Source organism: Niameybacter massiliensis (assembly GCF_001282685.1).
Classification (GTDB): Bacteria; Bacillota; Clostridia; order Lachnospirales; family Cellulosilyticaceae; genus Holtiella; species Holtiella tumoricola.
In genome coordinates, this window is the sequence record NZ_LN875035.1 from 3,277,795 (window position 1) to 3,304,245 (window position 26,451).

At 34.7% G+C, this 26,451-nt stretch carries 18 protein-coding genes; 6 read left to right on the top strand and 12 right to left on the bottom strand.

The annotated features are described in order from the left end of the window. Positions 1-2: 2 nt before the first annotated feature. Together BN2390_RS20750 and BN2390_RS20755 are read right to left on the bottom strand one after the other, a co-directional pair. Positions 3-1,508 carry a glutamate synthase-related protein gene (locus BN2390_RS20750; RefSeq protein ID WP_053986188.1) on the bottom strand — a complete coding sequence of 502 codons (1,506 nt, stop codon included), beginning with the start codon at positions 1,506-1,508 and terminating at the stop codon, positions 3-5. Continuing rightward, positions 1,508-2,599: a class II glutamine amidotransferase gene (locus BN2390_RS20755; protein ID WP_053986189.1), complete on the bottom strand. Its 1,092-nt coding sequence runs from the start codon at positions 2,597-2,599 to the stop codon at positions 1,508-1,510. Before BN2390_RS20755 ends, BN2390_RS20750 begins: the two co-directional genes overlap by 1 nt. Positions 2,600-2,974: 375 nt before the next feature. Here BN2390_RS20755 and asnA point away from each other — a divergent pair, with 375 nt between their 5' ends. Continuing rightward, positions 2,975-3,982 (top strand): aspartate--ammonia ligase, encoded by a 1,008-nt coding sequence (asnA, locus tag BN2390_RS20760; RefSeq protein WP_053986190.1) that lies wholly within the window; start codon positions 2,975-2,977, stop codon positions 3,980-3,982. A 92-nt stretch (positions 3,983-4,074) separates the two neighbouring features. Next, positions 4,075-6,165, top strand: a complete 2,091-nt coding sequence (locus BN2390_RS20765) for a glutamine synthetase III family protein (protein ID WP_053986191.1) — start codon at positions 4,075-4,077, stop codon at positions 6,163-6,165. Between the two features lie 154 nt (positions 6,166-6,319). On the opposite strand, the gene BN2390_RS20770 is transcribed toward BN2390_RS20765, so the two are convergent. From BN2390_RS20770 to BN2390_RS20790, 5 genes are read right to left on the bottom strand one after another with little or no spacing between them, the layout of a single operon-like run. Then, the gene (locus BN2390_RS20770) at positions 6,320-7,081 is read right to left on the bottom strand and encodes an ABC transporter ATP-binding protein (RefSeq protein WP_053986192.1); all 762 of its coding nucleotides are present in this window, start codon (positions 7,079-7,081) and stop codon (positions 6,320-6,322) included. A gap of 1 nt (position 7,082) precedes the next feature. After that, complete coding sequence (locus tag BN2390_RS20775; protein WP_053986193.1) at positions 7,083-8,057, bottom strand: FecCD family ABC transporter permease; 975 nt, start codon at positions 8,055-8,057, stop codon at positions 7,083-7,085. 11 nt (positions 8,058-8,068) lie between these two features. Then, positions 8,069-8,968 (bottom strand): heme ABC transporter substrate-binding protein IsdE, encoded by a 900-nt coding sequence (gene isdE / locus BN2390_RS20780; RefSeq protein WP_053986194.1) that lies wholly within the window; start codon positions 8,966-8,968, stop codon positions 8,069-8,071. Between the two features lie 18 nt (positions 8,969-8,986). Continuing rightward, positions 8,987-9,997 (bottom strand): NEAT domain-containing protein, encoded by a 1,011-nt coding sequence (locus tag BN2390_RS20785; protein WP_053986195.1) that lies wholly within the window; start codon positions 9,995-9,997, stop codon positions 8,987-8,989. A 22-nt stretch (positions 9,998-10,019) separates the two neighbouring features. Next, on the bottom strand, positions 10,020-13,928 hold the full coding sequence (locus tag BN2390_RS20790; RefSeq protein ID WP_053986196.1) for an NEAT domain-containing protein: 3,909 nt from the start codon (positions 13,926-13,928) through the stop codon (positions 10,020-10,022). 274 nt (positions 13,929-14,202) lie between these two features. Here BN2390_RS20790 and BN2390_RS20795 point away from each other — a divergent pair, with 274 nt between their 5' ends. The 3 genes from BN2390_RS20795 to BN2390_RS20805 are packed head-to-tail and all read left to right on the top strand — an operon-like array spanning position 14,203 to position 15,539. Then, on the top strand, positions 14,203-14,838 hold the full coding sequence (locus BN2390_RS20795) for a Crp/Fnr family transcriptional regulator (protein ID WP_053986197.1): 636 nt from the start codon (positions 14,203-14,205) through the stop codon (positions 14,836-14,838). Between the two features lie 17 nt (positions 14,839-14,855). Further along, positions 14,856-15,224, top strand: coding sequence for a YbaN family protein (locus tag BN2390_RS20800; protein WP_154668866.1), 369 nt, complete (start codon positions 14,856-14,858; stop codon positions 15,222-15,224). Between the two features lie 18 nt (positions 15,225-15,242). Continuing rightward, on the top strand, positions 15,243-15,539 hold the full coding sequence (locus BN2390_RS20805) for a nitrous oxide-stimulated promoter family protein (RefSeq protein ID WP_053986199.1): 297 nt from the start codon (positions 15,243-15,245) through the stop codon (positions 15,537-15,539). 196 nt (positions 15,540-15,735) lie between these two features. On the opposite strand, the gene asnB is transcribed toward BN2390_RS20805, so the two are convergent. Together asnB and BN2390_RS20815 are read right to left on the bottom strand one after the other, a co-directional pair. Continuing rightward, on the bottom strand, positions 15,736-17,568 hold the full coding sequence (gene asnB, locus BN2390_RS20810; RefSeq protein ID WP_053986200.1) for an asparagine synthase (glutamine-hydrolyzing): 1,833 nt from the start codon (positions 17,566-17,568) through the stop codon (positions 15,736-15,738). 103 nt (positions 17,569-17,671) lie between these two features. Continuing rightward, a complete protein-coding gene (locus BN2390_RS20815; RefSeq protein ID WP_053986201.1) occupies positions 17,672-18,604 on the bottom strand; it encodes an aminoglycoside phosphotransferase family protein in 933 nt (310 codons plus the stop codon). A gap of 224 nt (positions 18,605-18,828) precedes the next feature. Between BN2390_RS20815 and BN2390_RS20820 the strand changes: the two genes are divergently transcribed. Continuing rightward, positions 18,829-19,176, top strand: a complete 348-nt coding sequence (locus BN2390_RS20820) for a hypothetical protein (protein ID WP_053986202.1) — start codon at positions 18,829-18,831, stop codon at positions 19,174-19,176. Between the two features lie 210 nt (positions 19,177-19,386). Here the strand turns inward: BN2390_RS20820 and BN2390_RS20825 are convergent, their stop codons facing one another. The 3 genes from BN2390_RS20825 to pheT form a co-directional block, all read right to left on the bottom strand. Beyond that, positions 19,387-19,812, bottom strand: a complete 426-nt coding sequence (locus tag BN2390_RS20825) for a GNAT family N-acetyltransferase (protein WP_053986203.1) — start codon at positions 19,810-19,812, stop codon at positions 19,387-19,389. A gap of 894 nt (positions 19,813-20,706) precedes the next feature. After that, positions 20,707-21,915 (bottom strand): MFS transporter, encoded by a 1,209-nt coding sequence (locus tag BN2390_RS20830; protein ID WP_053986204.1) that lies wholly within the window; start codon positions 21,913-21,915, stop codon positions 20,707-20,709. Positions 21,916-23,596: 1,681 nt separating this feature from the next. Next, the gene (gene pheT, locus BN2390_RS20835; RefSeq protein ID WP_053986205.1) at positions 23,597-25,987 is read right to left on the bottom strand and encodes a phenylalanine--tRNA ligase subunit beta; all 2,391 of its coding nucleotides are present in this window, start codon (positions 25,985-25,987) and stop codon (positions 23,597-23,599) included. Between the last annotated feature and the right edge of the window lie 464 nt (positions 25,988-26,451).

Sequence of the window (26,451 nt, forward strand, 5' to 3'; positions counted from 1 at the left end):
CCCTATTCTCCTGCATGTTGAATGCCTAAGATCTCTAATTCTTTCTCTGTTAAGCCAATTCCACGTAGCATTAAGCGGTTACCTTTTAGCGCTTCAATAGAGTTAATTCCCATACCGCCCATCATTTCTTTAATTTCATGTTCCCATGCTGAAACTAAGTTGACTAAACGTTTATATCCGATTTCTGGATTAAGTCGTTTAACTAATTCTGGTACTTGTGTTGCAATACCCCAGTTACATTTACCGCCATGGCAACTTCTACATAAGTGGCACCCCAGTGCTAAAAGTGCACTTGTTGCAATATAAACAGCATCTGCTCCTAAAGCTATTGCCTTAACGATATCTGCACTATTTCTAATGCTTCCACCAACTACGATAGATACTTCATTACGAATGCCTTCTTCTCTAAGTCTTGCATCTACACTTGCTAAAGCAAGTTCAATAGGAATACCTACGTTGTCACGAATACGAGTAGGTGCTGCTCCTGTACCACCTTTAAATCCATCAATTGCAATAATATCTGCACCACTTCGTGCGACACCACTTGCAATAGCTGCTACATTGTGTACAGCTGCAATCTTAACTATAACTGGCTTTGTATAGTTTGAAGCTTCTTTTAAGGAATACACTAACTGTCTTAAATCTTCTATTGAGTAGATATCATGATGTGGTGCTGGTGATATGGCATCTGATCCTTCTGGGATCATACGTGTTTTAGAAATATCCCCCACGATTTTAGCCCCTGGCAAGTGACCACCGATACCTGGTTTTGCACCTTGACCCATTTTGATTTCTATTGCAGCGCCTGCTTCTAAGTAATCTTTGTGTACGCCAAAACGTCCTGATGCTACCTGTACAATGGTATTAGGTCCGTATTGATAGAAATCTTCATGTAACCCACCTTCACCAGTGTTATAAAGTATTCCAAGTTCTGTTGCTGCACGTGCAAGACTTTCGTGAGCATTGTAGCTAATTGAACCATATGACATAGCTGAAAACATAATAGGCACTGAAAGTTCTATTTGAGGTGGCAAGTTATTTTTAATCTCACCGTTTTCATCTCTTTCAATAGTTGTTGGCTTTTTACCTAAAAATACTTTTGTCTCCATTGGCTCTCTTAATGGGTCAATGGAAGGGTTAGTAACCTGTGAAGCATTGATAAGCATTTTATCCCAGTAAATTGGATAAGGCTTTGGATTTCCCATAGAAGAAAGAAGTACGCCGCCTGTATCTGCCTGACGATAAACCTCATTAATTGTTTCTCCAGTCCAATGGGCATTATGTTTAAAGGTATGATCTGTTTTAACGATTTTAAGTGCTTTAGTTGGGCAAAGACATACGCAACGATGACAGTTCACACACTTTGCATCATCGGCCATAAGACATTGATTTTCTTCATCATAGCTGTGTACACCATTTGCACATTGTCTTACGCAAACTTTACAACCGATACAACGTTTCTCATTTCTTACGACTTCATATTCAGGATATATATAATTAATAGCCATTAAGCTTCACTCCCTTCTAGTGTTACAATAACTGGCTCTCCACCTTTTGGTGTCCATACTTTGTCTAATTCTGGCTCTATAACGCGGATTGCACATTCTTCACTGGCAAAATAAACTTTATCATCCTTTTCACCAATAACCATAGAGCGAAGTTTAAGCCTGTCATTAATAGCCATTAAGCCGCCTTCAAATCCTACTAAAAGTGAAAATGGACCTGTAATTAATAAACTTGAAAATACATTTCTTAAGTATGTAAGTCTTTCTTTTTCTGTAGAACTTTGGCTATCTATTGTGCTCCAAAATGGTGCTGCAATAACCTCTGCAACCTCTTCAAGCTTAAGACCTTGCTTACGACTTAAGAAGTCAATAATATAGGTAATAACTTCAGTATCTGTTAAGAGATTACACTTATAGCCAAACATCTCTATAAAGCGTCTATTCGCATCATAAGATGAGATTTCACCGTTATGCACTACTGATAAATCAAGCATTGCAAATGGATGGGCTCCTCCCCACCAACCTGGTGTATTGGTTGGATATCTACCATGTGCAGTCCAAGAATACCCTTCGTATTCTTCTAATCTGAAGAATCTTCCCACATCTTCTGGGAATCCTACTGCCTTAAATACGCCCATATTCTTACCACTTGAAAATACGTACGCTCCTTCTATTTCTGTGTTAATTTTAATTACACAGCGTACTACAAATTCTTGTTCATCAAGCTGACTATCTTTAAGTTTTGTTGGTAATGGATTCACAAAATATCTCCACATAAGAGGCTCATTTGTAATTTTAGGTGTTTTGTGAATCGGAATTTTTGATAAGTTCACAAGGTCAAAATGTCTTTCCAAAAATCTTTCGCACTCTACCCTTGCATTTTGATCTTCATAGAACAAATGGAAAGCATAGAGGTCCTTGTATTCAGGGTAAATTCCATATCCTGCAAACCCTCCTCCTAAACCATTAGAACGATCATGCATAGTTTCTATTGATTTTATAATAGCTTCTCCACTCATTAACTTCCCGCTTTTAGAAAAAATACCAGATATGGCACAACCTGAAGGTATTCTAATTTCACCCTCTTTTTTCATTTCCAATCCCTCCTTCGATAAAATGCAAAAAAGGCGCTCATCAAAGTCAAAAACCCCTGTGGTTTTTTCATTTGATGAACGCCTTTGTTCATATCTAAATTGTATTTTATTGACCTAAAATTGTCAAGATAATTTTCCTTTAAAATGATTTTATAAGTTGTACAACTTGCATTTTCATTTCAAGAACAAGTTTAAATCCCTACTTATACTTATCTAAAGATATTTTTAAAAATTAAATTGCATTTTTCCAAAAATTATAGTTGACTTTTGATTTGGTTCGGTCATATACTGTTATTAACATCAGCAAAGGCGCTGTAGGTTATTTATTGACCTACAGCGCCTTTTTTTATTTTCCAAATCGAAAGGGGTATGTCTATGAGTAAAATTTTTGTTCCAAAAGGTTATAGTCCACAATTATCACTTTATGAAACCCAAACGGCTATTGGGTTCATCAAAAGAACTTTTGAAGATCGTTTAACTAAGGCTTTAAATTTAAAACGTGTCTCTGCACCTTTATTTGTTGATCCAAACACTGGTATTAATGATGACTTAAATGGTGTTGAACGTCCGGTTGCATTTGATATTGCTGAAACAGGCACAACTGCTCAAGTGGTACATTCTCTTGCAAAATGGAAACGCTATGCACTTCATCAATATGGTTTTAGTGCTGGAGAAGGTCTCTATACAGATATGAATGCTATTAGACGTGATGAAGAAATGTCAAATTTACATTCCATCTATGTCGATCAATGGGATTGGGAAAAAATCATTACTGCTGCTACGCGTAACGAAGCTTACTTAAAAGAAACAGTTACTGCTATTGTAGGTGCAATGTGTGATACTTTAGACGCTCTCAAAACATCTTATCCAAGTATTACAACAACACTTAGTAGAGATATTACTTTCGTTACAACACAAGAATTAGAAGATTTATATCCTAACCTCACTCCTAAAGAAAGAGAAAATGCTTTTGTTAAAGAGCACCCTACTACTTTTGTTATGCAAGTTGGTGACCTCTTAGCCTCTGGTGAAAAACATGATGGTAGAGCCCCTGATTATGATGATTGGAAATTAAATGGAGATATCGTATTCTGGAATGATGTATTAGAAATGGCATTTGAAGTTTCTTCTATGGGAATCCGTGTAGATGCTGAAAGCTTAGATAGCCAACTTATCAAAGCTGGTTGTGATGACCGTCGTAAATTCCTCTTCCATCAAATGCTTCTTAACAATGAATTACCACTTACTATGGGTGGTGGTATTGGCCAATCTCGCCTTTGTATGCTTCTTTTAGGTAAAGCGCATATTGGAGAAGTTCAATCTTCTATTTGGGATGATGCTACAAAAGTTTTCTGTAATGCGAACGATATTGTATTGCTTTAATCAATAAACACTTTGACAAGATGATTACTATATACCTCACATATTTCACACAACTGTGTACTTAACTTAATTTTATAAGGGAGGATTTATTTATGAAAAATGTAACAGAACTTTTTGGAAGTATGGTATTCAATGACCATGTAATGCGTGAGCGACTTCCAAAGTCTACCTATAAAGCTTTAAAAAATTGTATCAATCAAGGTATTAGCTTAGATTTATCTATTGCCAATATTGTCGCTAACGCTATGAAAGATTGGGCTATCGAAAAAGGTGCTACACACTTTACACACTGGTTCCAACCTATGACAGGTATCACTGCTGAAAAACATGATAGTTTTATTTCACCTACTTCAGATGGTTCTATTATCATGGAGTTCTCTGGTAAAGAACTGATTAAAGGTGAGCCCGATGCCTCAAGTTTCCCATCAGGTGGTTTAAGAGCTACTTTCGAAGCACGTGGTTATACAGCTTGGGATCCTACTTCATTTGCCTTTATCAAAGATAATACACTATGTATTCCTACTGCTTTTTGCTCATATGGCGGAGAAGCGCTTGATAAAAAAACACCTCTTCTTCGTTCTATGTCAGCACTTAATAAAGAAGCCATTCGTATTCTTAAACTTTTTGGTCATGAAGATGTAGAAAAAGTGCTTACTACAGTAGGTCCAGAACAAGAATACTTCCTCGTTGATAAAGACCTTTTTGCAAAACGTAAAGATCTTATTTTCTGTGGACGTACTCTATTTGGTGCTAAGCCTCCAAAAGGTCAAGAATTAGATGATCACTACTTTGGTACGATCAAACCAAAAGTTGCTGCATTTATGGAAGAACTAGATGAAGAGCTTTGGAAATTAGGTATTTTAGCAAAAACTGAGCATAATGAAGTTGCACCTGGTCAACATGAACTTGCTCCTATCTTCACAACTTCTAATATCTCTACCGATCACAATCAGCTTACAATGGAAATCATGCAAAAAGTTGCAAAACGTCATGGTCTTGTTTGCCTTCTTCATGAAAAACCATTTGCAGGTGTAAACGGTAGTGGTAAACACAACAACTGGTCTTTAAGTACAGATACGGGTATCAATCTTCTTGAACCTGGCAAATCACCTGAAGAAAATGCCCAGTTCCTTCTCTTCTTAGCAGCTGTTGTTAAAGCTGTAGATGAGTACCAAGACCTTCTTCGCCTTTCCGTAGCAAGTGCTGGTAACGATCATAGACTTGGTGCAAATGAAGCACCTCCTGCTATCGTTTCTATGTTCTTAGGTGAAGAGCTTACTGCTATTTTAGAATCCATTGAAAAAGATAGTAGCTATGACAAAAAAGCTGCTGCTTATATGGAAATTGGTGTAGACGTTCTACCTCGTTTCAAGAAGGATACCACTGACCGTAACCGTACTTCACCATTTGCTTTTACTGGTAACAAGTTTGAATTCCGTATGCTTGGTTCAGCGCTTTCTATCTCTGGCCCTAACGTTATTCTTAATACAATTGTTGCCGAAGCGTTATCTTGTTTTGCTGACCAACTTGAAAGTTGCGATAACTTCCAAGCTACTATTCAATCTATCATCAAATCAACACTTCAAGAACACAAACGTATTATCTTCAATGGTAACAACTATGCGGATGCATGGGTTAAAGAAGCTGAGCATCGTGGTTTACTCAACCTTAAGTCTACTCCAGATGCACTTCCTTATTTCATTGCTCCTAAAAACATTGAGCTCTTTACAAAACATAAGATTTTCACAGAGTCAGAAATTTACTCTCGTTACGAAATCTTATTAGAAGGCTATTCTAAAGTGCTTCATATCGAATCACTTACTATGATAGAGATGGTTAAGAAAGATATTATTCCTGCTGTAGTAAGCTATGTTGATCATCTTACTCAAGCTGCACTACACAAACGTGCACTTCTATCTACAACATGTTCATGTGACTTAGAAGAGGGACTTATCAATGAACTTTCTTCTTTATCTGGATGCCTTTACAAAAAGCTCAATGCTTTAGATGAATGCTTAATTTCATCAACTTTTGCTAATGAGCAAGAAAAAGCTAACTACTACAAAGATTCTGTTTTCCCAGCTATGCAAGAATTACGTGCTGTAGCTGATGAAATCGAAACCTTAGTAGGACGCACCTACTGGCCATACCCAACTTATGGCGATTTATTATTCAGTCTTTAATAGTAATAATTTAGCAGTCTAATCATTTTACTTTTTGTATTTTTTGTTTTACTTTTTTTGTATATCACTTAACTTAATTAACAATTTCAAAAATAAAGGAGTGACGGAACTACCCCACTAGTTCTATCACTCCTCTATTTTTATTTATAAACTCTTAATAAGGAAGTAAATAAATCTTATCTCCTGCCTCATGTAACTTACCTTGAATCTGATAAACTTCTTCTATAAGCTTTTCATTAATAACCTGCTTTGGCTCTCCTATTTGTACAACCTTACCTTGATGCATAACAATAATATGATCACTAAAGTTAATGGCTTGGTTTAAATCATGAAGTACCATGACAATTGTCATTTGATAACGGGTATTCAACATTTGCACCAGCTCCAACAATTGAATCTGATAGTACATATCTAAATAGGAAGTTGGCTCGTCTAAAAAGAGTACATCAGGTTGTTGGCAAAGTGCCATAGCCAGCCATACACGTTGTCTTTGACCACCGGATAAGGCATCTACCTCTTTATCTTGTATATCGATTAACTGCGTACATTCTAGTGCCCACTGTATAACCTCTTCTGCTTTTTCATCTTTTTCTTTCCAAAGGTTTTGATACGGCATACGTCCTTGTGACACCAGTTCTCTAACAGTCATATGAACCTTCTCTTCATTATGCTGATGTAAAACAGATACATGCTGTGCAAATTCCTTTTGTTTAATATGTTGGACACATCTATCACCGAGATAAACCTCACCTTTTTGAGGTGCATAAGCTTTAGTTAATAAACCTAATAGAGTAGATTTCCCACACCCGTTAGGTCCTATAATCGTTGTTATTTTGCCTCTTGGAATTTCTACATTTAATCCATTAAATAGACTATGTGTTTGGCTGTATGTAAAGTGAATGTTTTTAGCCTTCATATTAAGATGCCCTCCTTCTTAGCATATATAAAAAGAATGGTGCACCTATCAGTGACATCATAATACTAATAGGGATCTCAAAAGGATAAATGAGTACGCGACCTAATAAATCTGCACCTAATAGCAACGTTCCTCCAAGTAATGCTGAAAATGGAATCAGCTGTTTATGGTTATGTCCTATAATAATGCGACTTAAATGAGGTACAACCAACCCAACGAAGCTAATGACACCTACTTCTACTGTTGGAATAATAGCCAGTAATACTGCAACAAGACATATAAAAATCCTATCTTTATTTACTTGCATCCCTAAGCTTCTTGCATTACGTTCTCCTAGTGCCAATGTATTACACTTCTTATATAAAATAAAGCTTAGGGCTAAACCTATCGTTCCATATAAAACAATAAATCTAACAGAGTCCCATCCCTTACCTAGGCTTTGTGCCTGACTGATCAAACTCCCTCCTATACTTGAAGAGGTCATATAGGAAATCACTTCTCCAAGTGCTCCAAAGAGGGCATTGATAGCGATCCCTGCTAGAATAATTCTTTGGGGTTTAAAACCATTTTCCCATGCAAAAGCATACACCAATGCACATGCTAATACACCACCTAGAAGACCTGCAATGGGTGATGATACAACCAACCCTGGGGCTATTGCTAACATCAATGTATTCATGCAGGTAGCCCCTGCTGATATCCCTATAATTCCTGGATCTGCCAAAGGATTACGCATAACGGCTTGTAACAGTACACCTGCTACAGACAACATGCCACCTGTAAAGAGAGCAATAAATATACGTGGTAATCTTACAGCCTTAATAATCTCTATTTCACTACTGCCACCATGTATAAGCCCTACTACAATTTCCTTTAAGCTAAGGTCAATGGAACCGACACGCATACATAGAAGTGCTAGTACTAATGCTCCCATTATTGTTACAATAAACTTTGTTTTAATATACTTCTTATTCATTCTTGTTGTCTCTATTCATACAAAATTTTCGCTAATACCTTTAGTGCATCTGCTGTTTCTAAACTAGCACTTACATTAAAAAGGCTATCATCCAAATCATAAACTGCGCCTTCTTGTACGGCTTTAAATTGCTTCCATAATGGATTCTCATTAAATTCTTTTGCAAACATCTCTAATACTTCTTCTTTCATTCCATGTGTCATGCGTAAGATGATATCTGGTTCTGATGTTAATAATGCTTCTAAATTCACATTAGCAAATGCCATACTAGCATCTGGAACAACATTAATCCCACCTAACATTTCAACCATTTGCCCTACAAAAGATGTGCCTGTTGCTGCTAAGTAATTTCCTGGGAATCCAAATAATACAAGTACTTTAGGTGATTCTTTTCCTGCTACACTTGCGATCGTAGCATTAATTTCTGTTCTAAAATCTTCAATCAGCTTGGTAGCTTCTTCTTCTTTTTCAAAAAGCTTACCTATTTCTTCTATAGATTGTTCAAGGGTATCTATATTATCTAGATTTAAGAAGGTCCCTTCTACACCGATTTGCTGAAGTTTTGGCTCTATGGTGGATTTTAACGTTGTAACACCAAGTACATGTGTAGGTTTTAACATGGCAATACGTTCTAAGTCTGGTGACATAGGTAACCCTACTTCTTCTACCCCTTTAGCATTTTCATGTAAGTTATATTGCGTCTTTGGTACACCAACCATTCCTATCCCTAATTCACCTAGAATATCTACAAGAGATACAGAAAGTGCAATAATACGATTTTCATGTTCTATTTTTTGTTCTTCTTTTGGTACTTCATTTACAATCACTTCTTGCTTACTGCATCCACTTACTCCTAGAACACCTATCAGTGCTACAGCTACCAATTTACCTATGTATTTTAATTTTTTCACTTTCTACTTTCTCCTATATTATTTTCTTTTGAAGAAATAGATGGAACTTACTCCTGCGGCTAATACCACAATAACTATAACAAGAATTGTCATATGTTTATTTGTTTGCTCTACCTCTACAGATTGTGACTCCGTTTCCTTTGTCTCTTCTATCTCACTTGTCGCTAAGGCATCCTCTTCATTCAACGTCTCTGCTACTATTTCTTCTAGTTTACCTTTATCTTTATCTGCTTCTATTTCACTCTCTTTTGGCTCATGTTCTTCTAATTTATCTTCTTTTAATTCGTCCTCTTTTAATTTATCTACTTTTGATTCATCCTCTACCTGAGAGGCTTCATTTATTTGCTTTACTGGAACAACTGGTTTTTCCATTTTCTCTGGTTCAGCAGCTTTATTAGTAGATTCAGCTTGCTTAACTGGTTCTGGTTTTGATGTTTCTGATTTTGTTCCTTCCACTTTTGTAGATTCTGTTTGAGTCGATTCTGGCTTAGTTACCTGTGTTTTATTTCCCTCTGTTTGACTTACTTCTGATTGCATAGGTTGTTCTGCTTCCTTTACTACTTCTTTTTCAATAAGCTTTAAACTTCCTTTATCAAAAGTTAATTCATAAGATACCTCTGTACTCATAGGAATAACATATAAACCTATTGTTACTTTTGTATCTACAGAAGGAATAGGGAATTGTATCTTTTTGATATTTGTTGCTGAGTCATTTGAAACTAATTCATAACTAACAGATTTAGAATTAATTGTAACTTTAAAATCTCCCATAAACTGAGTATTATTAAATCCAACCGTTACAAAAAGGCCATCAGAACTCATTTTGAGTTCTGATTCCTCTTCAGTATATGACCTAGCCATACCTTGGCCTATTTGACTCTCATGATAAATTTGATTTTTGATCGTATATGTTCCATTTTCTAACTTGCTAGAGGCGTAAACTTGCCCACCTAATCCACCACCTCCTACAACTACTACCATAAGGAGTACCATCAGAAGTTGTTTTACTTGATTCCATCGGTATTTCATTTATGTGTACCTACTCTTTCTATTACTCTATAGCTTTTAGAATATCCTCATAAGCCCAATGACTTTCACTAAGATCCTTAAAGGTATTTTCTTTTTCTTCTAACTCTACTTGATCATGCCCCATAACTTTATTGATAACTTTTACGACTTGTGCTCTTGTTAAGTTTTTTTCTGGTTTAAATTCTCCATCGTCATATCCGTTGATATAACCAGCCTCAGTTGCTGCAATAATGTAGTTTTTGTAAATAGAATCTTCAATGTCTTTAAAAGGTAATGCCTCTACTTCTTCTACATTTAATCTTGTAATTTGTGCAATAATCTTAACAAATTCTCCTCTTGTAATAGCCGCATTTGGATTAAATAAAGTAGCCTTTTCTTCACCGATTAAACCAAGTTGTTCAAATAAGGTAATCTCCTCTTTTGCCCACATATCAATATCTTCATACTGACTTCTATATTCACTGTCTCTAAGTGTCTTTTGATCAATTACAATTCTAAGTTCTGGAGCCATATCTCCCATAGGTGCAATGCCTGTTTTTAAAGTGATTGGATCTTTTAAGCTATCTGTTTTTATTACAACATAAGCTTTCTTAAGATCTGCTGATTTTTCTACTACTAATGGCTCATAGCTTTTTCCTACTTGTTGCCAAACACCTGTAATAATGTTAGTAAATCCAAGTCCTTCATTCTCAATTTCTAAATGAACTTCATAAGATTGGCCTACTTTTTCAATCATAATATCATCTGTTTTAAAGAATTGTTTTGCCATAGATGCTTCATTTTTATCCTTATGTAGAACATCTATAGATGCTGTTTGATAATCTTTTTCTGGTGCATCAATAAATTTAGCTAACATAGCAATCGTTTCTGCTTTTGTCACTTTTTCATTCGGTCTAAATGTATGATCTTCATACCCTTTTATGTAACGAATGTTTTGCGCATCCTCTTTAATCTCAAATCCAAGTTTGACCTCTACCTTAAGTCCTGAAATAACAAAAACATTTGAACTTATTTCTTCTTGATTAAATGTAATACCTATTTGAACTTTTTGTTCTTTATCTTTTGCTTCTATTTCATCATAAGTAAAACTTACTTGTGTTCCTTCCATTTTGAAGTCTTTCAATGTTAAAAGGGTTCCTTCTTTACTACCATCTAGGTATACACGTCCAATAAAGTCATTTGCTGTTAAACTTTTATCTTCCGCAGTAAGTGTTATGGTCACTTTTCCATTTTCTGCTACCACACTTTGTATAGCTGTTTTTTCATTGGCTACAAGACTTGTATCAATTTGTCCTGCCCCTGGTTTAATACTACTTTCTACAAGACGAAGACGTAAAACTGGTTTCATTGGTAGCATTGGTGCAATACCACATCTGAGATACACAATATCATCAATAAATTCAAACTCTACTTCTGTTGTAATATAACGTTTTTGTGCATCATCAAGATGTGATAAGTGAAGACTTTGATAGTTTCCACCTACTTTTTGTTCTAAAGATGTTATGACATCTTTCATGCCCATTCCATCTTTTTTCACTTGAATGGTTAAATAAGGTTTGCCATTTACTATAGCTAACGGTAAATTCGTTTGAGTAAAGAATTGTGCTGCCATAGATGTCTCGTTATTGGTTTCATGAAGAACTTCAATATCTACAGAATAGTCTCCATCTACTAAGCCTTCTATTACACCTTGTGACTTTTCTTGAATCACAACTTCTTCCAATGAGGATTTTACATTATTATTTGCTTGATCTCTTGCCCCTACTGAGTAAGTCCCTGGCTTAAGTCCTTCAAATGTAGGCTCAGCTTGCCAATTTGCTCCACCATCTATTGTGTATTCATATGCTCCACTTCCCCCTTGAACTTGAAGCGTAATCGTTCCATCTTCTGCTCCAAAAGCAGTTTCATGAGTCGCAGTATAATTCATTTTTAAACTTTGAGTTACTTCCCCTATTTCTGCTTTAAGCTTTTGTATGGTTTCATCTGTTAAACGAATACGTAACACATGGGCCATTTGTCCCATTGGGGTCATATAGTGACATTTTACATAAGCCGCTTCTTCTACATTTTCTAAATTAATTTTTCCTATTACATATCTAATACTTTCATCGTCTAAGTGTTCTAGTGGAACATTTACAAATTCTTCGCCTACTTTTTGTTCTATCACTTTAATAGCATCAGTCTGTCCCATTCCATCTTTTTTGATGTTTAGTGCCAGTATCACTTGCTTTTCTTCTACAACCATCTCTATTGCTTCTTGATCAAAAAATGCTGCTGCCATTGAAGGTTTATTTGCAGTTTCATGTAATACATCAATATCAACAGTATAAGTACCTTTTGGTAACACTAAATTGCCTTTTGCCTCTATTGTCACTTCTTGATAAACAGTCTCCAGATCTGTCTTATCTATATCTTTAACACCTACTTTATAATTACCAGGTGCTAGGTTTTCAAATGTAGACTCTGTACTCCATGTTGTTCCACCATCTATTGTGTACTCGTAATTTCCACTTCCACCTGCTGCTTCGATAATAATTTTCCCATCATTAGCTTTATAAGCTGTTTCATTAGTAGGCGTAACTGTCACTTCTAAGCCTTCTGGCTTTGTCAAACCTAATAATGGTTTAAAGTATTCAATACTTTCTGCTGAAAGTTGAATTCTTAATGCTGGTTGCATAGAAGCAAATGGTAATTCTAATTTACACTGCATATATGTATCTTCTTGAATATCTTCAAGCATTACTTCTGTTGTAATATATCTTATCTCATCGTTATCTAAGTAATTGACTTCAAGTGGTTCGTATACACCATCTCTAAGAATATTGAACCCTTTAACAACATTTTTAAATCCTAGCCCATCTTTATCTATTTTTAAAGTGAGATAGACTTTACCATTTCTAATCTTTGCTGGTACCACACCTTTTTCAAAGAAGTCTGCTGCCATTGAATTTTCATCTTTTGTTTCATGTAAAACATTGATACTTGCTGTATGTGTTGCACTAGACACAATATCTACCCATGGGTCTACCAAGTTTTCTCGCGCTTGAATTGTAATATCTTGATAAATAACTTCAGCATCTAAATTTGTTCTATCTTTAGCACCTACTTTATAAATACCTGGCTCAAGATTTTCAAATGTAGACTCTTCGTTCCAATTTTCTCCTCCATCTATTGTGTACTCATATTTTCCACTTCCACCTACTACTTGAATAGCAATTCTGCCATCTTCAGCTTTATATATGGTTTCATCAACATGTGTAACTGTCATTTTTAAAGGGTCAATTCTTTCTTGATCTAATAATTCTTTAAAATATTTTTTGCTCTCCTCTGTTAGCTGAATTCTTAATTTAGGCTGCATAGAACCCATAAATGGTATTTCTAACTTACACTGTATATATGTATCCTCTTCAATATCTTCAAGTATAACTTCTGTTGTTATGTATCTTATCTTGTTATCCTCTAAATAGTCTAGTTCCAATGCCTGACATCCATTTTCATTACATAGATTGAGCCCCTTAATAACGTTGCTAAAAAATGTACTGTCTTTATAAACTTTTAAAGTAAGGTGTACTTTACCATTTTCAATTCTTGCTGGTATATTACTTTTCTCAAAATATGAAGCTGACATGGAACTTTTATTTTGTGTTTCATGTAAGATATTGATACTCGCCTTATGAGTTACACTAGAGACAATGCTTTCCCATGGGTCTTGTGCTACTGGTTGTATATCTAATGCTGCACTTGTGGTCTTTTGTGCAACCTCAAGTGCTGAACCTGTTGTTGTACTGATTTGATCATTGTCTGTATAAAGTGTCTCATGTTGTATTTTATTTTCGTTCGCAAGTACTGTTACACTTTGACTTATTGTCCCTGTTATTACTGTACAGCACAATGCCATATTCGCTAATTTATATCTCAATGATTTTGCCATTATTATTCCAACTCCTTATTTGTTAATTTTCTGTAATCTGAACTTCACAAACTATAGCATCTAATTTTTTGTGATGTCAATCCACTCAGACAGAGTTGGTATTCATAGATACATAATTGATAACAATTTTCATTTATCCTTTACTTTTTCCTTTTTTTAATATATCCTATTACAGTAATCTATATTTTTGAGATTAAATCTCAATATCAAGGAGGCATTTAAACTGTTTGCATCATATATAAATACCTTAAAAAAGATTTCTTTATTCAAAAATATGACTCCTAAAGAAATTAACGCTTTGCTTCTAGAACTTTCTACAACTATCAAACACTATGAGCAAGGTTCATATATTTGTACCCAAAATCAAGATTTCAATAAGATCGGCATAGTATTAAAAGGTAAAGTAATGTGCAGCCGTACTTGCCTATGCCACAATGCAACATTTTCTCATATTTTAAAAATATATGAGAGTTTTGGCGAAGACCTTGTCTGCGCAGGCCATGATAGTCTTCCCTACGATGTCATTGCCTTAGAAAATACAACATTGTTGTTTATTAAAGTGAAGGATTTACTTTTACTTGGGCACCCTTATAGCCCTTACATAAATAAGTTTCTTATCAATTTACTATCGCTTATTGCTAATCGTCATTTAATTTCAACTGAACAGATAGAATACACACGTATTCCCTCTCTTAAAAGGCGTGTTGCTGCTTTCTTACTCAACCAATATGAACAGACAGGGCAATTACTCTTTACTACTTCATTAAGTCGTTGTGAAATGGCTAGTTATTTAAGTGTGACACGCCCTGCCCTTTCAAAGGTTTTATCAGAACTAAAAAAAGAAGAGATTATTGACTACTACAAGGATTCTTTCAAAATTCAAAATCTCGATAAATTAATGCAATTATAGAAAGGATAATCATATCTATGTCTAAAATTTTTTATATTACTGTAGGATTTATTTCTTTAATTCTCGGTGTAATTGGTGTTATATTACCTATTTTACCTACTACCCCATTCCTCTTGCTTACTTCTGTTTGTTTCGCAAAAGGATCAACAAGATTTCATAACTGGTTTACACATACCAAACTTTATGAAAAACATCTTGATAGCTTTGTTACAGAGCGATCAATGCTCCTAAAAACTAAAATATGTACATTAGCTTTTGCTTCTATCATGCTACTCTTCCCTCTTATTTTTGTAGACAATATTTTTGTAAAAGTATTTATCATATTCCTATATATCTTTAAGTATTATTATTTTATATTTAAGATAAAAACCATCAAAACAGTATAAACAAAGAGAGGTTCTTACATGGGACGTATAGAAACAGAAAAACAAGTTGTAACCCATATGATTGAAATTTACTGTCACAAACATCATCATGCATCTGATCTTTGTACAGAATGTGCTAACTTACAAGCTTATGCTCTTAAACGTCTTTCTCATTGTAGATATGCTGAAAACAAAACCTTTTGTAGCCAATGCCAAACCCATTGCTATGCGCCTAAGTACAAAGAAGAAATCAAAAAGGTTATGAAATTTAGCGGTCCTCGAATATTCTTCAAACATCCTATTCTCGTTACAAAACACATGCTTAATCTCAATTAAGTGAAAGACTGCATATCATTATTAATAATCAAAATAAATAAAAGGGCTATAAAACTAGAAATTTGATTAGTTTTATAGCCCTTTTATATTGTTAAAGTTGACCATTTATTTTTTAACGCTTTATACCTTTTCTGGGTACCTTCGTCTTCTCATTTAAAGTTTAAATAACATCCTGCTACGTTTCCCATTGTATCTATTATAATTGTATATCTACATTATAATTGACTAACCAATAATCAAGTTGTAATAACCAAGCAAGAAGCTGTGGTTTTGACATCAATTGACCAAACCAAGTTACATTCTGTGTAGCTAAAATATCTTCTAATGCTACTTTATTAATGAGCTCTTTGATTCTACAATCACTGTCGTTTAATCTTGACTCTAAAAGTTTGATAACCTTTGCTTCATATGCTGGATTATGGGTTTTTGGATAAGGACTCTTCTTACGATTGAGGATTTTATCTGGTAAATAGTCTTGCATTGCTTCTCTTAAGAGCGCCTTTTCTACTTGATTTTTGAACTTAATTTCCCAAGGTACATTATAAATAAATTCTAATATACGATGGTCTGCAAAAGGTACCCTTACCTCTACACCACTAGCCATACTCATACGGTCTTTTCTTTCTAACAATGATGTCATAAAGTAGTGTACGGATAAGCATGTCGCAATTCTGCTTTGTCTCATGCTTGCATTATCAGAGTCAAGCACTGGACATTCTGCTACACTCTTTTGATATACAGATTGTGCAAATGCAAGACCTTCATCTGGTTTGACCCATTTATCTTGGAAAAGGCTAGCCCTCTTCGTTGCATCATGAATCCATGGGAAGAAGCCACTTTGAAGCATTTCTGGACGATAAAACCAAGGATATCCACCAAAGATTTCATCTGCACATTCTCCTGATAATACTACTGTGTGTTCTTTTTTAACTTGGCTACAATAGTAGAGTAAAGAAGAATCTATATCTGCCATACCTGGTAAGTCACGATATAATGTGGCATCATATAGTAATTTAATTAAGCTATCAATATCAGCCGTTAGCACTTGATGATGTGTTCCTAATTCATGAGCCAGATAACGTGCATACTCATCATCACTTTGTGGTTGGAACAAGGTTGCATGGAAGTTCTCTTTATTTCCAGCATACTCAAAAGAATACGTTCCAAGCTGTCTACCTTCTGCTGCATATTTTCTAGCTGCTACACTACTTATAATAGAAGAATCTAATCCACCGGAAAGTAAAGTAGCAAGGGGTACGTCTGATACAAGTTGCCTTGTAATAGCATCTGTTACTAATCTTTTTGTTTCTTCTACTGCATCTTGTTCAGTTCCCTCAAATGCCTTCGCTTCTAATTCCCAATACTTTGTAAGCTTCAATCCTGATTTGTTGTAAACACCATAATAGCCTGTAGGAATTTCTAAAATATCTTTAAATACACTTGTTCCACCTATTTTAGTAGGCGCTAAGTAAAGAAGTTGCCATAAACCTTCTTGATCTAAGACACTTTTAACCTGGTCATGAGCAAGTAACCCCTTTACTTCAGATGCAAACAATAAGGTACTACCAACTTGTGTATAGAAGAAAGGTTTAATACCAAATCGATCACGTGCTAAATAAACCTCATGTTTGCTTTCATCCCATACTGCAAAGGCAAAGATTCCGTTTAAGTAATTTGCACATTGTTCCTTAAGTAAAATATAAAGATACAAAACAACTTCTGTATCACATGTCGTTTGTAACTTCACACCTGCCTTTTCAATCATCTTAGTCAGTTCAGGTGTATTATAAATTTCACCATTATAAACAATGGTATACTTCCTACCTTCATAAACTCTTGTCATAGGTTGAAGACCTCTTTCAACATCCATAATTGCTAAACGGTTATGCTGAAAAGCTACACCTTTTGCTACATACACCCCTTGTTGGTCTGGCCCCCTGTGAGCAAGAGCTTCTCCCATTTTTCTAACGCACCCCTCATTTGCTCTTTCTTCATGTATAAAATCAACGATACCACATATTGAACACATATAATTTCCCTCCTGTACAAGCACAAAAATAAAAAGACCCCTTAAGTGTTTTCATTCATGGATACACTTAAGACGCCTTTGTCTTCTGTACTATTCTATTCGTCTATTTAAAATTGTTGCCTGTCTTATACCACTTTGGTACAATTTTAGCAAAATACTCATAGTCTTCTATTGCCTCGTAGCATCGTCTTTTCATACCTTCTACTTCTTCGTCCCCAAACTTTTCAGCCCATACAATAGAATATAAGGCTGCATGTGCTACATATACAGAAAGTACCCTCCAAAATATTTCTGGTGGCTCGTAGTCAAAGTATCCATCTATTTGTCCTTTTGAAAAAGGTATGCTAATCTCTTTAGCAAAGCTCTGTATCTTATAAAATTCCTCGTATTGATCCCCATATTTCCACCTATTAAAATCGATAATACCTAGCTTTCCATCTGGTGTTAAAATCATATTTCCTGGATGGAAGTCCCCGTGCAAATAAACTGCTGGATAAGGATTTAGTAGATGAATATTTTCTTCTACATATGTAATGATCCCTTCATCATTTGGGATCCGATTACTACTCAATTTATACTTTTCTATCCCACCAAGCTTTCTTTGTTTTCTATCTTGTAGATGCCTATCTTCTTTAGCCACTTTAATTTGATGAATAGCTTTTAGTATTCTCCCCGCTTCTAATCCCAAAGCATATTGCTCTTCAATAGGTAACCGATCTAAGCACTCATTAAGTGGGGTTCCTTCTACCCATGTTAAAATCATATAAACGGATTGCTCTTCATTACATGTTCCAAACTCAACTGCTTGCGACATCACTGCATCAATCTTATTCGCCTTTTGTAAAAATTGATATTCCTTTTGTTTTTCTTCATATAGTGAACCATCTGCTATACGTATAAGAAATTTATTTTTTTCTTTATCTTCAACGTAATATTTTTTGTCCATGGACCAACCTTCATTAATTTGTTTAATCACTTGCCATGTTGAATAATGAGGTATGCCTTCTACTGGATATATTAGTAATGGCTTTGCCATCTTCTCACCCCCACTTGCTAGCATATGGTAACCCAATTACACCCCAATATGCTTTTATCTAAATTAAGTTTTAAGCTTATTGTATCTCTATACATGCTATATTTCAATTCTAAATCTATCTTTATTTTTTATTCAAAACTAATAATTTGTTTTTGAATAACTTTTACATTTTATTCCTTATTGAGCCATATTATATAAATATAGATTTTGTGGAGGTGAATGATATGTATTATACTTTTGCTACAACTTTAATACTCCTGGGTATTTTTCTTTTAGCTTTCTTTTTTTCAATTAATGATGCTACGTTGCTTACTTGCTTGCCTCTTATCAAAGGACATTCTATACAACATGAAAGATTACTTCATTCTAAAGTAGCTTGCGCGCTTATTCGTTGTTTGAAAGGCTTAGAAGTTACTTTCCTTCTCCTTTTAGCCGTTACCACCTTTGTCATTGGTGAAACTTCTTTTTATAGCATTATTTTCCCATTCTTTTGCATAGGAACATTGAGTTTGATCATCATTGATTTATTTTTACCCCTTATTATTGATTCTTTTCTCATACACTCTAATTAAAAATACTCCTCATGAAAATCATTATCTATTGATTGACATGAGAAGTATTTTTTTGATGTATCCAAGATTTTATTTTTTAATCATCATTGGATATAGCCTTTATTGCTAATCATCCCTTATTTCATTAATAGCTCATTGGCGACTTTATTCCATCATAATAATAGAAACGTTTGACCTCTAACTATAGCTAATCCATACTGCGATAGTCTCCTATTCACAAGTACACTTACATTCATATCTAATAATGCCTGGATATTTCTCACCTAAACTATTCACTTCAAAGCCTATCTTTCTATAGAAACCAACTGCATCATCATCCGTTTCTGCTAATATGCAGGCTGGTTTATAGAACTCTTTTATACATTTAATCATTTGATATCCAATGCCTTGATGTTGCCTCTCTTTTAAAATAGCAATGTCCAGTATCTCTACTCTGTAACTCTCTACATAATTTAAAATAACAATGCCACAAAACTTATCATCTATATTTGCACCTAAGGCAATAACTCTGTCATCATCCATATACCTTTGGGCTCTAGCATTTAATTTTTCTTCAGTAGGCATATATGTACTTTGGGCTAGTATTGTTAGAATATCTTTAGCCTTTAAATACTCCTTTATATTAATCATTTCCATTTTTCTTCCCCCTCAAAATAAAAAGGCTTGATATATATTGCTATTAATCAAGTCTCTTCATTTATGCACTATTATTTTTTTAGTTCTTATCCACATCTTTGACTAATCTAATAGCTTGCAATATTTTATCTACCTTAGATTGCTTACCACCCATTATAGGCGTAAAGATTAGTTCTATAATATCATGGACTGTTAAATCTTTTCCTGTTTAACGGCCTAATAATACTTCATAAGCCATTGATAGCCAATAACTTACGAATCTTTGTTAATTGCACCTAAATAAACTTGAATAGGTAATGTACGGTTTAGGAAACCTGCCATTTATGCTTTTGTGCTGTCTTTCCTAAACTCTGTACCCTTTGGTACTCAACCCCTTCAGGCATTTCTTCTCGTCGCCCTCTTTGTTATTTCTGTCTAGCGACGACGTTTTGACGTCCTAACAATTTAAATAAGTTTGCACTACTTAGGGATAATGCACACTATTTGAAAAAAGTGTCTTTAAAACTACCTTCTCCGTAAAATTAAAAGGCTCTAGTGTAAGTATTAAACTATACCTACGTCTAGAGCCTCGAAAATACCACTATCTAACTTTTCTGCTGTTTCCTTTTCTACCTCTCCTATAACATGTGAGTAAATATCCATTGTTGTTGAAATGGATGCATGTCCTAGCCTTTGCTGAGCTACCCTTGGATTAATGCCAATGTGTTAGGCAATTCTAGCTCCCTTATACTACTCTCTGTCTTTGGATCTTTTGTTACGTTTTTTACTTTTCTGCATTTAGTACACCTATTGCTATTTTTTCAATTTTCTTCCTCTTATATAATAATTTTTATCCTTCTAGCCTATTATTAGGTATCAATCCCCTTACCTGACTCTTCATCAGATAAGTGCTTCTTAATTATATCTTGTAGTCGTCATATATATTTTAGCATACACAACCCCTACGACCATAATCCCTATTCCTGAAATCAAGAAGTATGTCTGTACTCCAATTATTTCAGCCATAACACCCGATATTGCAATCCCTATAGGTGTACCAATTACCATTAGTGCTCCAGATAAGGATAGTACTCTTCCTAAATAGGAATTCTCTATCTTCTCTTGAAATACTATTGTCTGTAAACCTTGATAAAATGGTGATGCAAAGCCTAATAACGCTGTTAAAACAACAAATCCACTGAATGCCTGTGTCGATAATATTCCTGAAAATGTAAGAGATATTCCCATTCCAATAGTAGCAATCGCTACATAAATAATTTTATTCCTTTTTAACTTAAGCCTACTAAGTAGTACTGCTCCCATTAGCATTCCAATAGCAAATATAATCTCTACAAAGCCTGCATGCCACTCACTTTTATTAAAATACCCTAGTGTCATCATTGGATAAAGCACAAAAATAGGCATATATATTATTGAAAACATAGCCCCTGCCATCATAAATCCTACAAGTTTATTTTCCTTTAGAACAACTATTCCTTCCTTCATTTCAGTAAAGAAATGATTTTCCACAGCCTCAGCAGTTTCTCTGTTTTTAGGGATCTTTGCAACGAATATGCATGCAATCGCTATTATTGCACCTATGCAATCTAGAAAAACAATATATTCTAGCTTCCAAACTGTAAATAAGGCTGCCGCAATAGCAGGACTCAGTATAAGAGATATAGATTGGAGTGTTTGTGAATAACCTGCATACTTGCTTAATTCACTTTCTGGAACAATCAGTGGAGTTACTGCTTGTAAGCAAGGTTGATGAAATGCCGTTCCAATAGAACGCACTGCTAAAACTACCATGATAATCCATATAGGAATATTTCCACCCAAGCCTGCAATAACAATTACCAAGCTCGCTAATGCAATTACAATATCTGATACAATCATCATTTGCTTCCGATCAGAGCGATCTATATATACACCTACAAAAAATCCTAAAATACCTTGTGGAAGAAAAGCCATAATTCCTGATAATGCAATAATAGATGGCGCATTGGTTTCAGCAATTAAATACCATACGATTGCCATCTGTAAAATTGAACTTGTTAGTTGTGAAATAGCTTGTCCAAAATACAGTATAAAGAAATTTTTATTCATCTTTCTTTTATTCATCTTTTCATTCTCCTTAGTTAGTGATTGATTTTGACAATATGGCAAAAATAAAAGCTATGGATTTTTCCATAGCTTTCTACTTAAAAGTATATAAAGGTATGGAAATAATTTAAAATTACAAATTGGTAATATAAATAAACCATCATAGCAAATGGCCTTTAATTACCTTATTTCATTGTAATTTTATTGTTTTTCCATACCACATTTATTTTGCCTATTATACAAAATCAAATATGAGGAGCAGTATCATTCCCTTCATACCATATTGTCATTTTTTATTTTATATAAAAAAATATCTTTAGTCAACTTGTTTACTACGTAATACTGTTTACTTTTATTACCCACACTATTCATATATAAATTATTTAACCTTCAAGTCGCCCATTTGACGCCCTAAAGACGACGACTACCTAAAAAAAGACGACCTTAATGACCACTAATTGCAATTCTCTAGTAGTTTCTCTATAAAACAAAAACCTTACACCCCTTGAAAATCAAGTACTTGTAAGACTTTATTCATTGCACCTGATAGGATTCGAACCTACGACGCACGGTTTAGGAAACCGTAGCTTATCCCGCACATCATTTGTTTAGCTATCCAAAAAATATTCTTTATTATAATAGCGTTTACTATCATTAATTCTATACATAAAAAAGTCATCCTTTTAATACCATAATGACGAAGACTAACTGAAAAAAGGCCACCAAGCCTTTCCCCCTTAAAATTTAAGTAATTATAAAACCCTTATTATATGCCTAATAGGCTTAAGATCTCACAATGCAACAAAAGCTAGCCTAAGTTGCCTCCCCTCCAAAATCATGGGCAAACTTAAGCTAGCTTTATAGGTGACATGTTTTAGCGGACTCTTATTATACAACTTCATCAATAGGGTGTGTGTATAAGGAGTTATTCTGGTTCCCTTCTAGCCGATTCTCGTCCTTACTAAAGCGCCTGGTATCCCTGCCGGTGCAAGAGGTCGCAATGACTTTACACTTTTAATCGTCTGGCCACTTGTAACACATAAGAGGTACTGTCTTGGTTCCATCCAACATTTATACAATATGTATTATTGATTCCATTATGAGATTGAATCCTTATCCTTTTCATCCATCATCTTGGTGTCACCTCCAAGATGGGGATGCCTAAGAAACAAGTTTGCCTTTTGGGAGGGGAGGCAAAAGTTATGGCTTCTTTCTTAGTGGTATAGTAGGTTGGGCATCTAGAATACCAACGCACCATACTTTTATATTAGGGTTACTTTATACTGCATGTCTCTTAATATACTAAGTATATAACTTTTCTGATTATTTTACAATATACAAAATATATAATTTTTATATTTTTATCTATTCTATTTCTCAAAGTTCTTTAAAATATCCCCTCTATTTTAAGCACTATTTTGTATACTCTTTATATTATAGCTTTCACTTATTTCAATCACTTGTAAAGCCCCACCTACAGCTACTTCTTCATCGACAAAGTCTACCTCAAAGTACTACGTCCATAACCCAGCAGTTTGGATAATAAGCCTTGGGATAGACGTGATATAAGTTTTACTACAATCAAAAAGCTAACTTAAATCTACCTGTTGGTTTTGTATCTAAACAGTAATAGGAGGTACTGAAATGAATCTCAGTACCTCCTATTATTTGTCTTATTATAAGTTCTACAATCTGTATCTTATTGTTCTCTTAATTTTGCTCCAATAACCATTTCAAGACCATTTAAGATTTTCTTCATTGGTTTTTGAATGTCTTCATCTGCAAGTGTACGATCAGGTGCTCTAAACACAAGGTTGTAAGCTACTGATTTGAAACCTTCTTCAATTTGTTTACCTTGGTAAACATCGAAGAGTTCACAGCTTTCAAGGAGTTTACCAGCTCTTTGTTTGATGACTTTTTCAATATCACCTACAAGTACGTCTGCTGCTACTAACATAGCGATGTCTCTTGTTGAAGATGGGAATTTAGGAAGGGCACTGTAGCTACGTGCTTTTTCCATATTGTTAAGAATCATAGCAAGGTCAAGCTCTGCTACATAAGTTTTAGCTTCTAAACCGTAGTTTTTAGCTACTTGTGGGTGAATTTCACCGAAGTAACCACAAACTTTACCACCAATTAAAAGGTTAGCTGTACGACCTGGGTGCATGAATACTAACTCTGTATTTCTTTCAAGTTCTACTTTTTGAACATGAAGGTCTTCCATTAAAGATTCTACAAGACCTTTAAGTGTGTAGAAGTCTACATCTTTGCCGTACATACCTACAGTAAGTTTTTTGATCTCGTTTGGAAGTTCTTGTCCTTCTACTTTTTCAAAGATTTTGCCTACTTCGTAAAGCATAGCTGTTTCATTTCTACGGTTATAGTTAATAGAAAGTGAATTTAAGATACCATTTAAAGTAGTTGTACGCATGATACTGAAGTCTTCACCTAGTGGGTTTGTAATCGTTAATACATTTCTAAGTGGACTATCAGCTGGAATGCAAAGTTTATCAAATACTTTTGGACTTTCGAATGTATAAGTTACAGCACCATGTACACCGTATCTACTCATAAGATGACGAATTTCTGTTACTGTTTCTTGTTCAAAGTTTTTGTGTCCAACTGTTGGTGTACCTCTTTCAAGTGTTACTTCGATTTTATCATAGCCATAAAGTCTAGCAACTTCTTCTGCAAGGTCAGCCATCATTGTAATGTCTGGTCTGAATGTTGGAAGTGTAACTGTTTTTGCTTCTGTGTTCACTTCAAACTCAAGACTTTCGAAGTAAGCTTTCATTTCTTCTTCAGTTACTTTTGTTCCAAGGTAATTATTGATCCATTGTAAATCATATGAAATTGTAAGTTTTTCACGTTTTACTGGATATACATCAATAACGCCAGATACAACTTCACCAGCACCTGTCATATTGATAAGTTGTGCTGCACGGTCTACTGCATCTGTAATGTTGTTTGGATCAAGACCTTTAACGTATTTTTTAGATGAGTCACTGCTAATACCAAGTTTTTTAGAAGTTTGACGTACATTGTATCCATTGAAGTTAGCACATTCAAAAAGAATTGTAGTTGTTTCTTCTGTTACTTTTGTATCTTCTCCACCCATAACACCTGCGATTGCTACTGGTTTTTCTTCATCTGCAATAACAAGCATTGTGTTATCAAGTTCTACTTCATCACCGAATAAAGTAACCATTTTTTCTCCGTCTTTTGCATTACGTACGATTACATGGTGACCTTTAAGTTTATCGTAATCAAAAGCATGCATTGGTTGACCAAATTCAAGAAGCATGTAGTTTGTAATATCTACAATGTTGTTAATAGGTCTAAGACCTGCTGATAAAAGACGGTCTTTTAACCATTTTGGTGATGGACCTACTTTTACATTTTTGATAATACGTGCTGCGTATCTTGGGCAAAGTACTTCATTTTCAATTGTTACTTTTGCCATGTCAGCTGCATTACCTGCAACTTCTTCAACTTTGATTTCTGGGTATTTGAAAGGTTTTTTGAAAGTCGCAGCTGCTTCTCTCGCAATCCCTAAAATACTGAAACAATCTGGTCTATTTGATGTAATTTCATATTCTACTACTTCTTCGCCAAGACCAAAGAAAGGTTTTACATCTGAACCTAATTCAATTGGCTCATGGAAGATATATACACCATCTTCTGGTGCATCTTCGAAGTCACTTGCAGCAAAACCAAGTTCTTCTACTGAACAGAACATACCTTGTGATTCTACACCACGAAGTTTACCTGTTTTAATTTTAAGACCACCATGAAGTGTTGCACCCTCAAGTGATACAGGAACAACATCCCCTGTATTTACATTCGTTGCAGCTGTAACGATTTGAAGAAGTTCACTTCCACCGATATCCACTTTCATTACACGAAGTTTATCTGCATCAGGATGTTGAGTTGTTTCAACAATTTTACCTGCAACAACTTTAGTAATCTCTTCTCCACTCACTTCAACTGTTTCAACTTTAGAGCCAGACATTGTCATTGCATCTATATAAGTATTTATATCTACATCAATATCTACATATTGTTTTAACCAAGACATAGGTACGTTCATTTTTCCAACTTCCTTTCTTATCTATCATCTTTATATACTTTTATCTTATTTAATCGAACTACATTATCGTTATAATCTATCACAGATGTTTCTGTTTCTCCCCCTTTATCCCTCTCAGGATCTAAGGAGCTTACCAGTACTCGTAATAATGAAGTGAAAAGTATCTAGGCCACTTCTAGAAGTTTAGCTAGAGTGTTTACATTGAGTATTCAAACTCCATGCAGTCACCAAATCCACCCTTTACTTTCCGTTCCTTATCAAAGTTCCTAGGAAACCTATGGATGTTTGGCAAGGTGGATGTCTAGAGGTTGAAGCATGAAATATGCCTCTGGAGCATTTGTAGAGATGCATGAATTATAAATAAGATGGTTTTAGCCACACTGTTTGAGCGTTAGCGAGTTTGTGGCGTTATCTTATTTATAATGAAATAGCAGCTCTTAAAATGTGGAAGGAGCATATGGAAT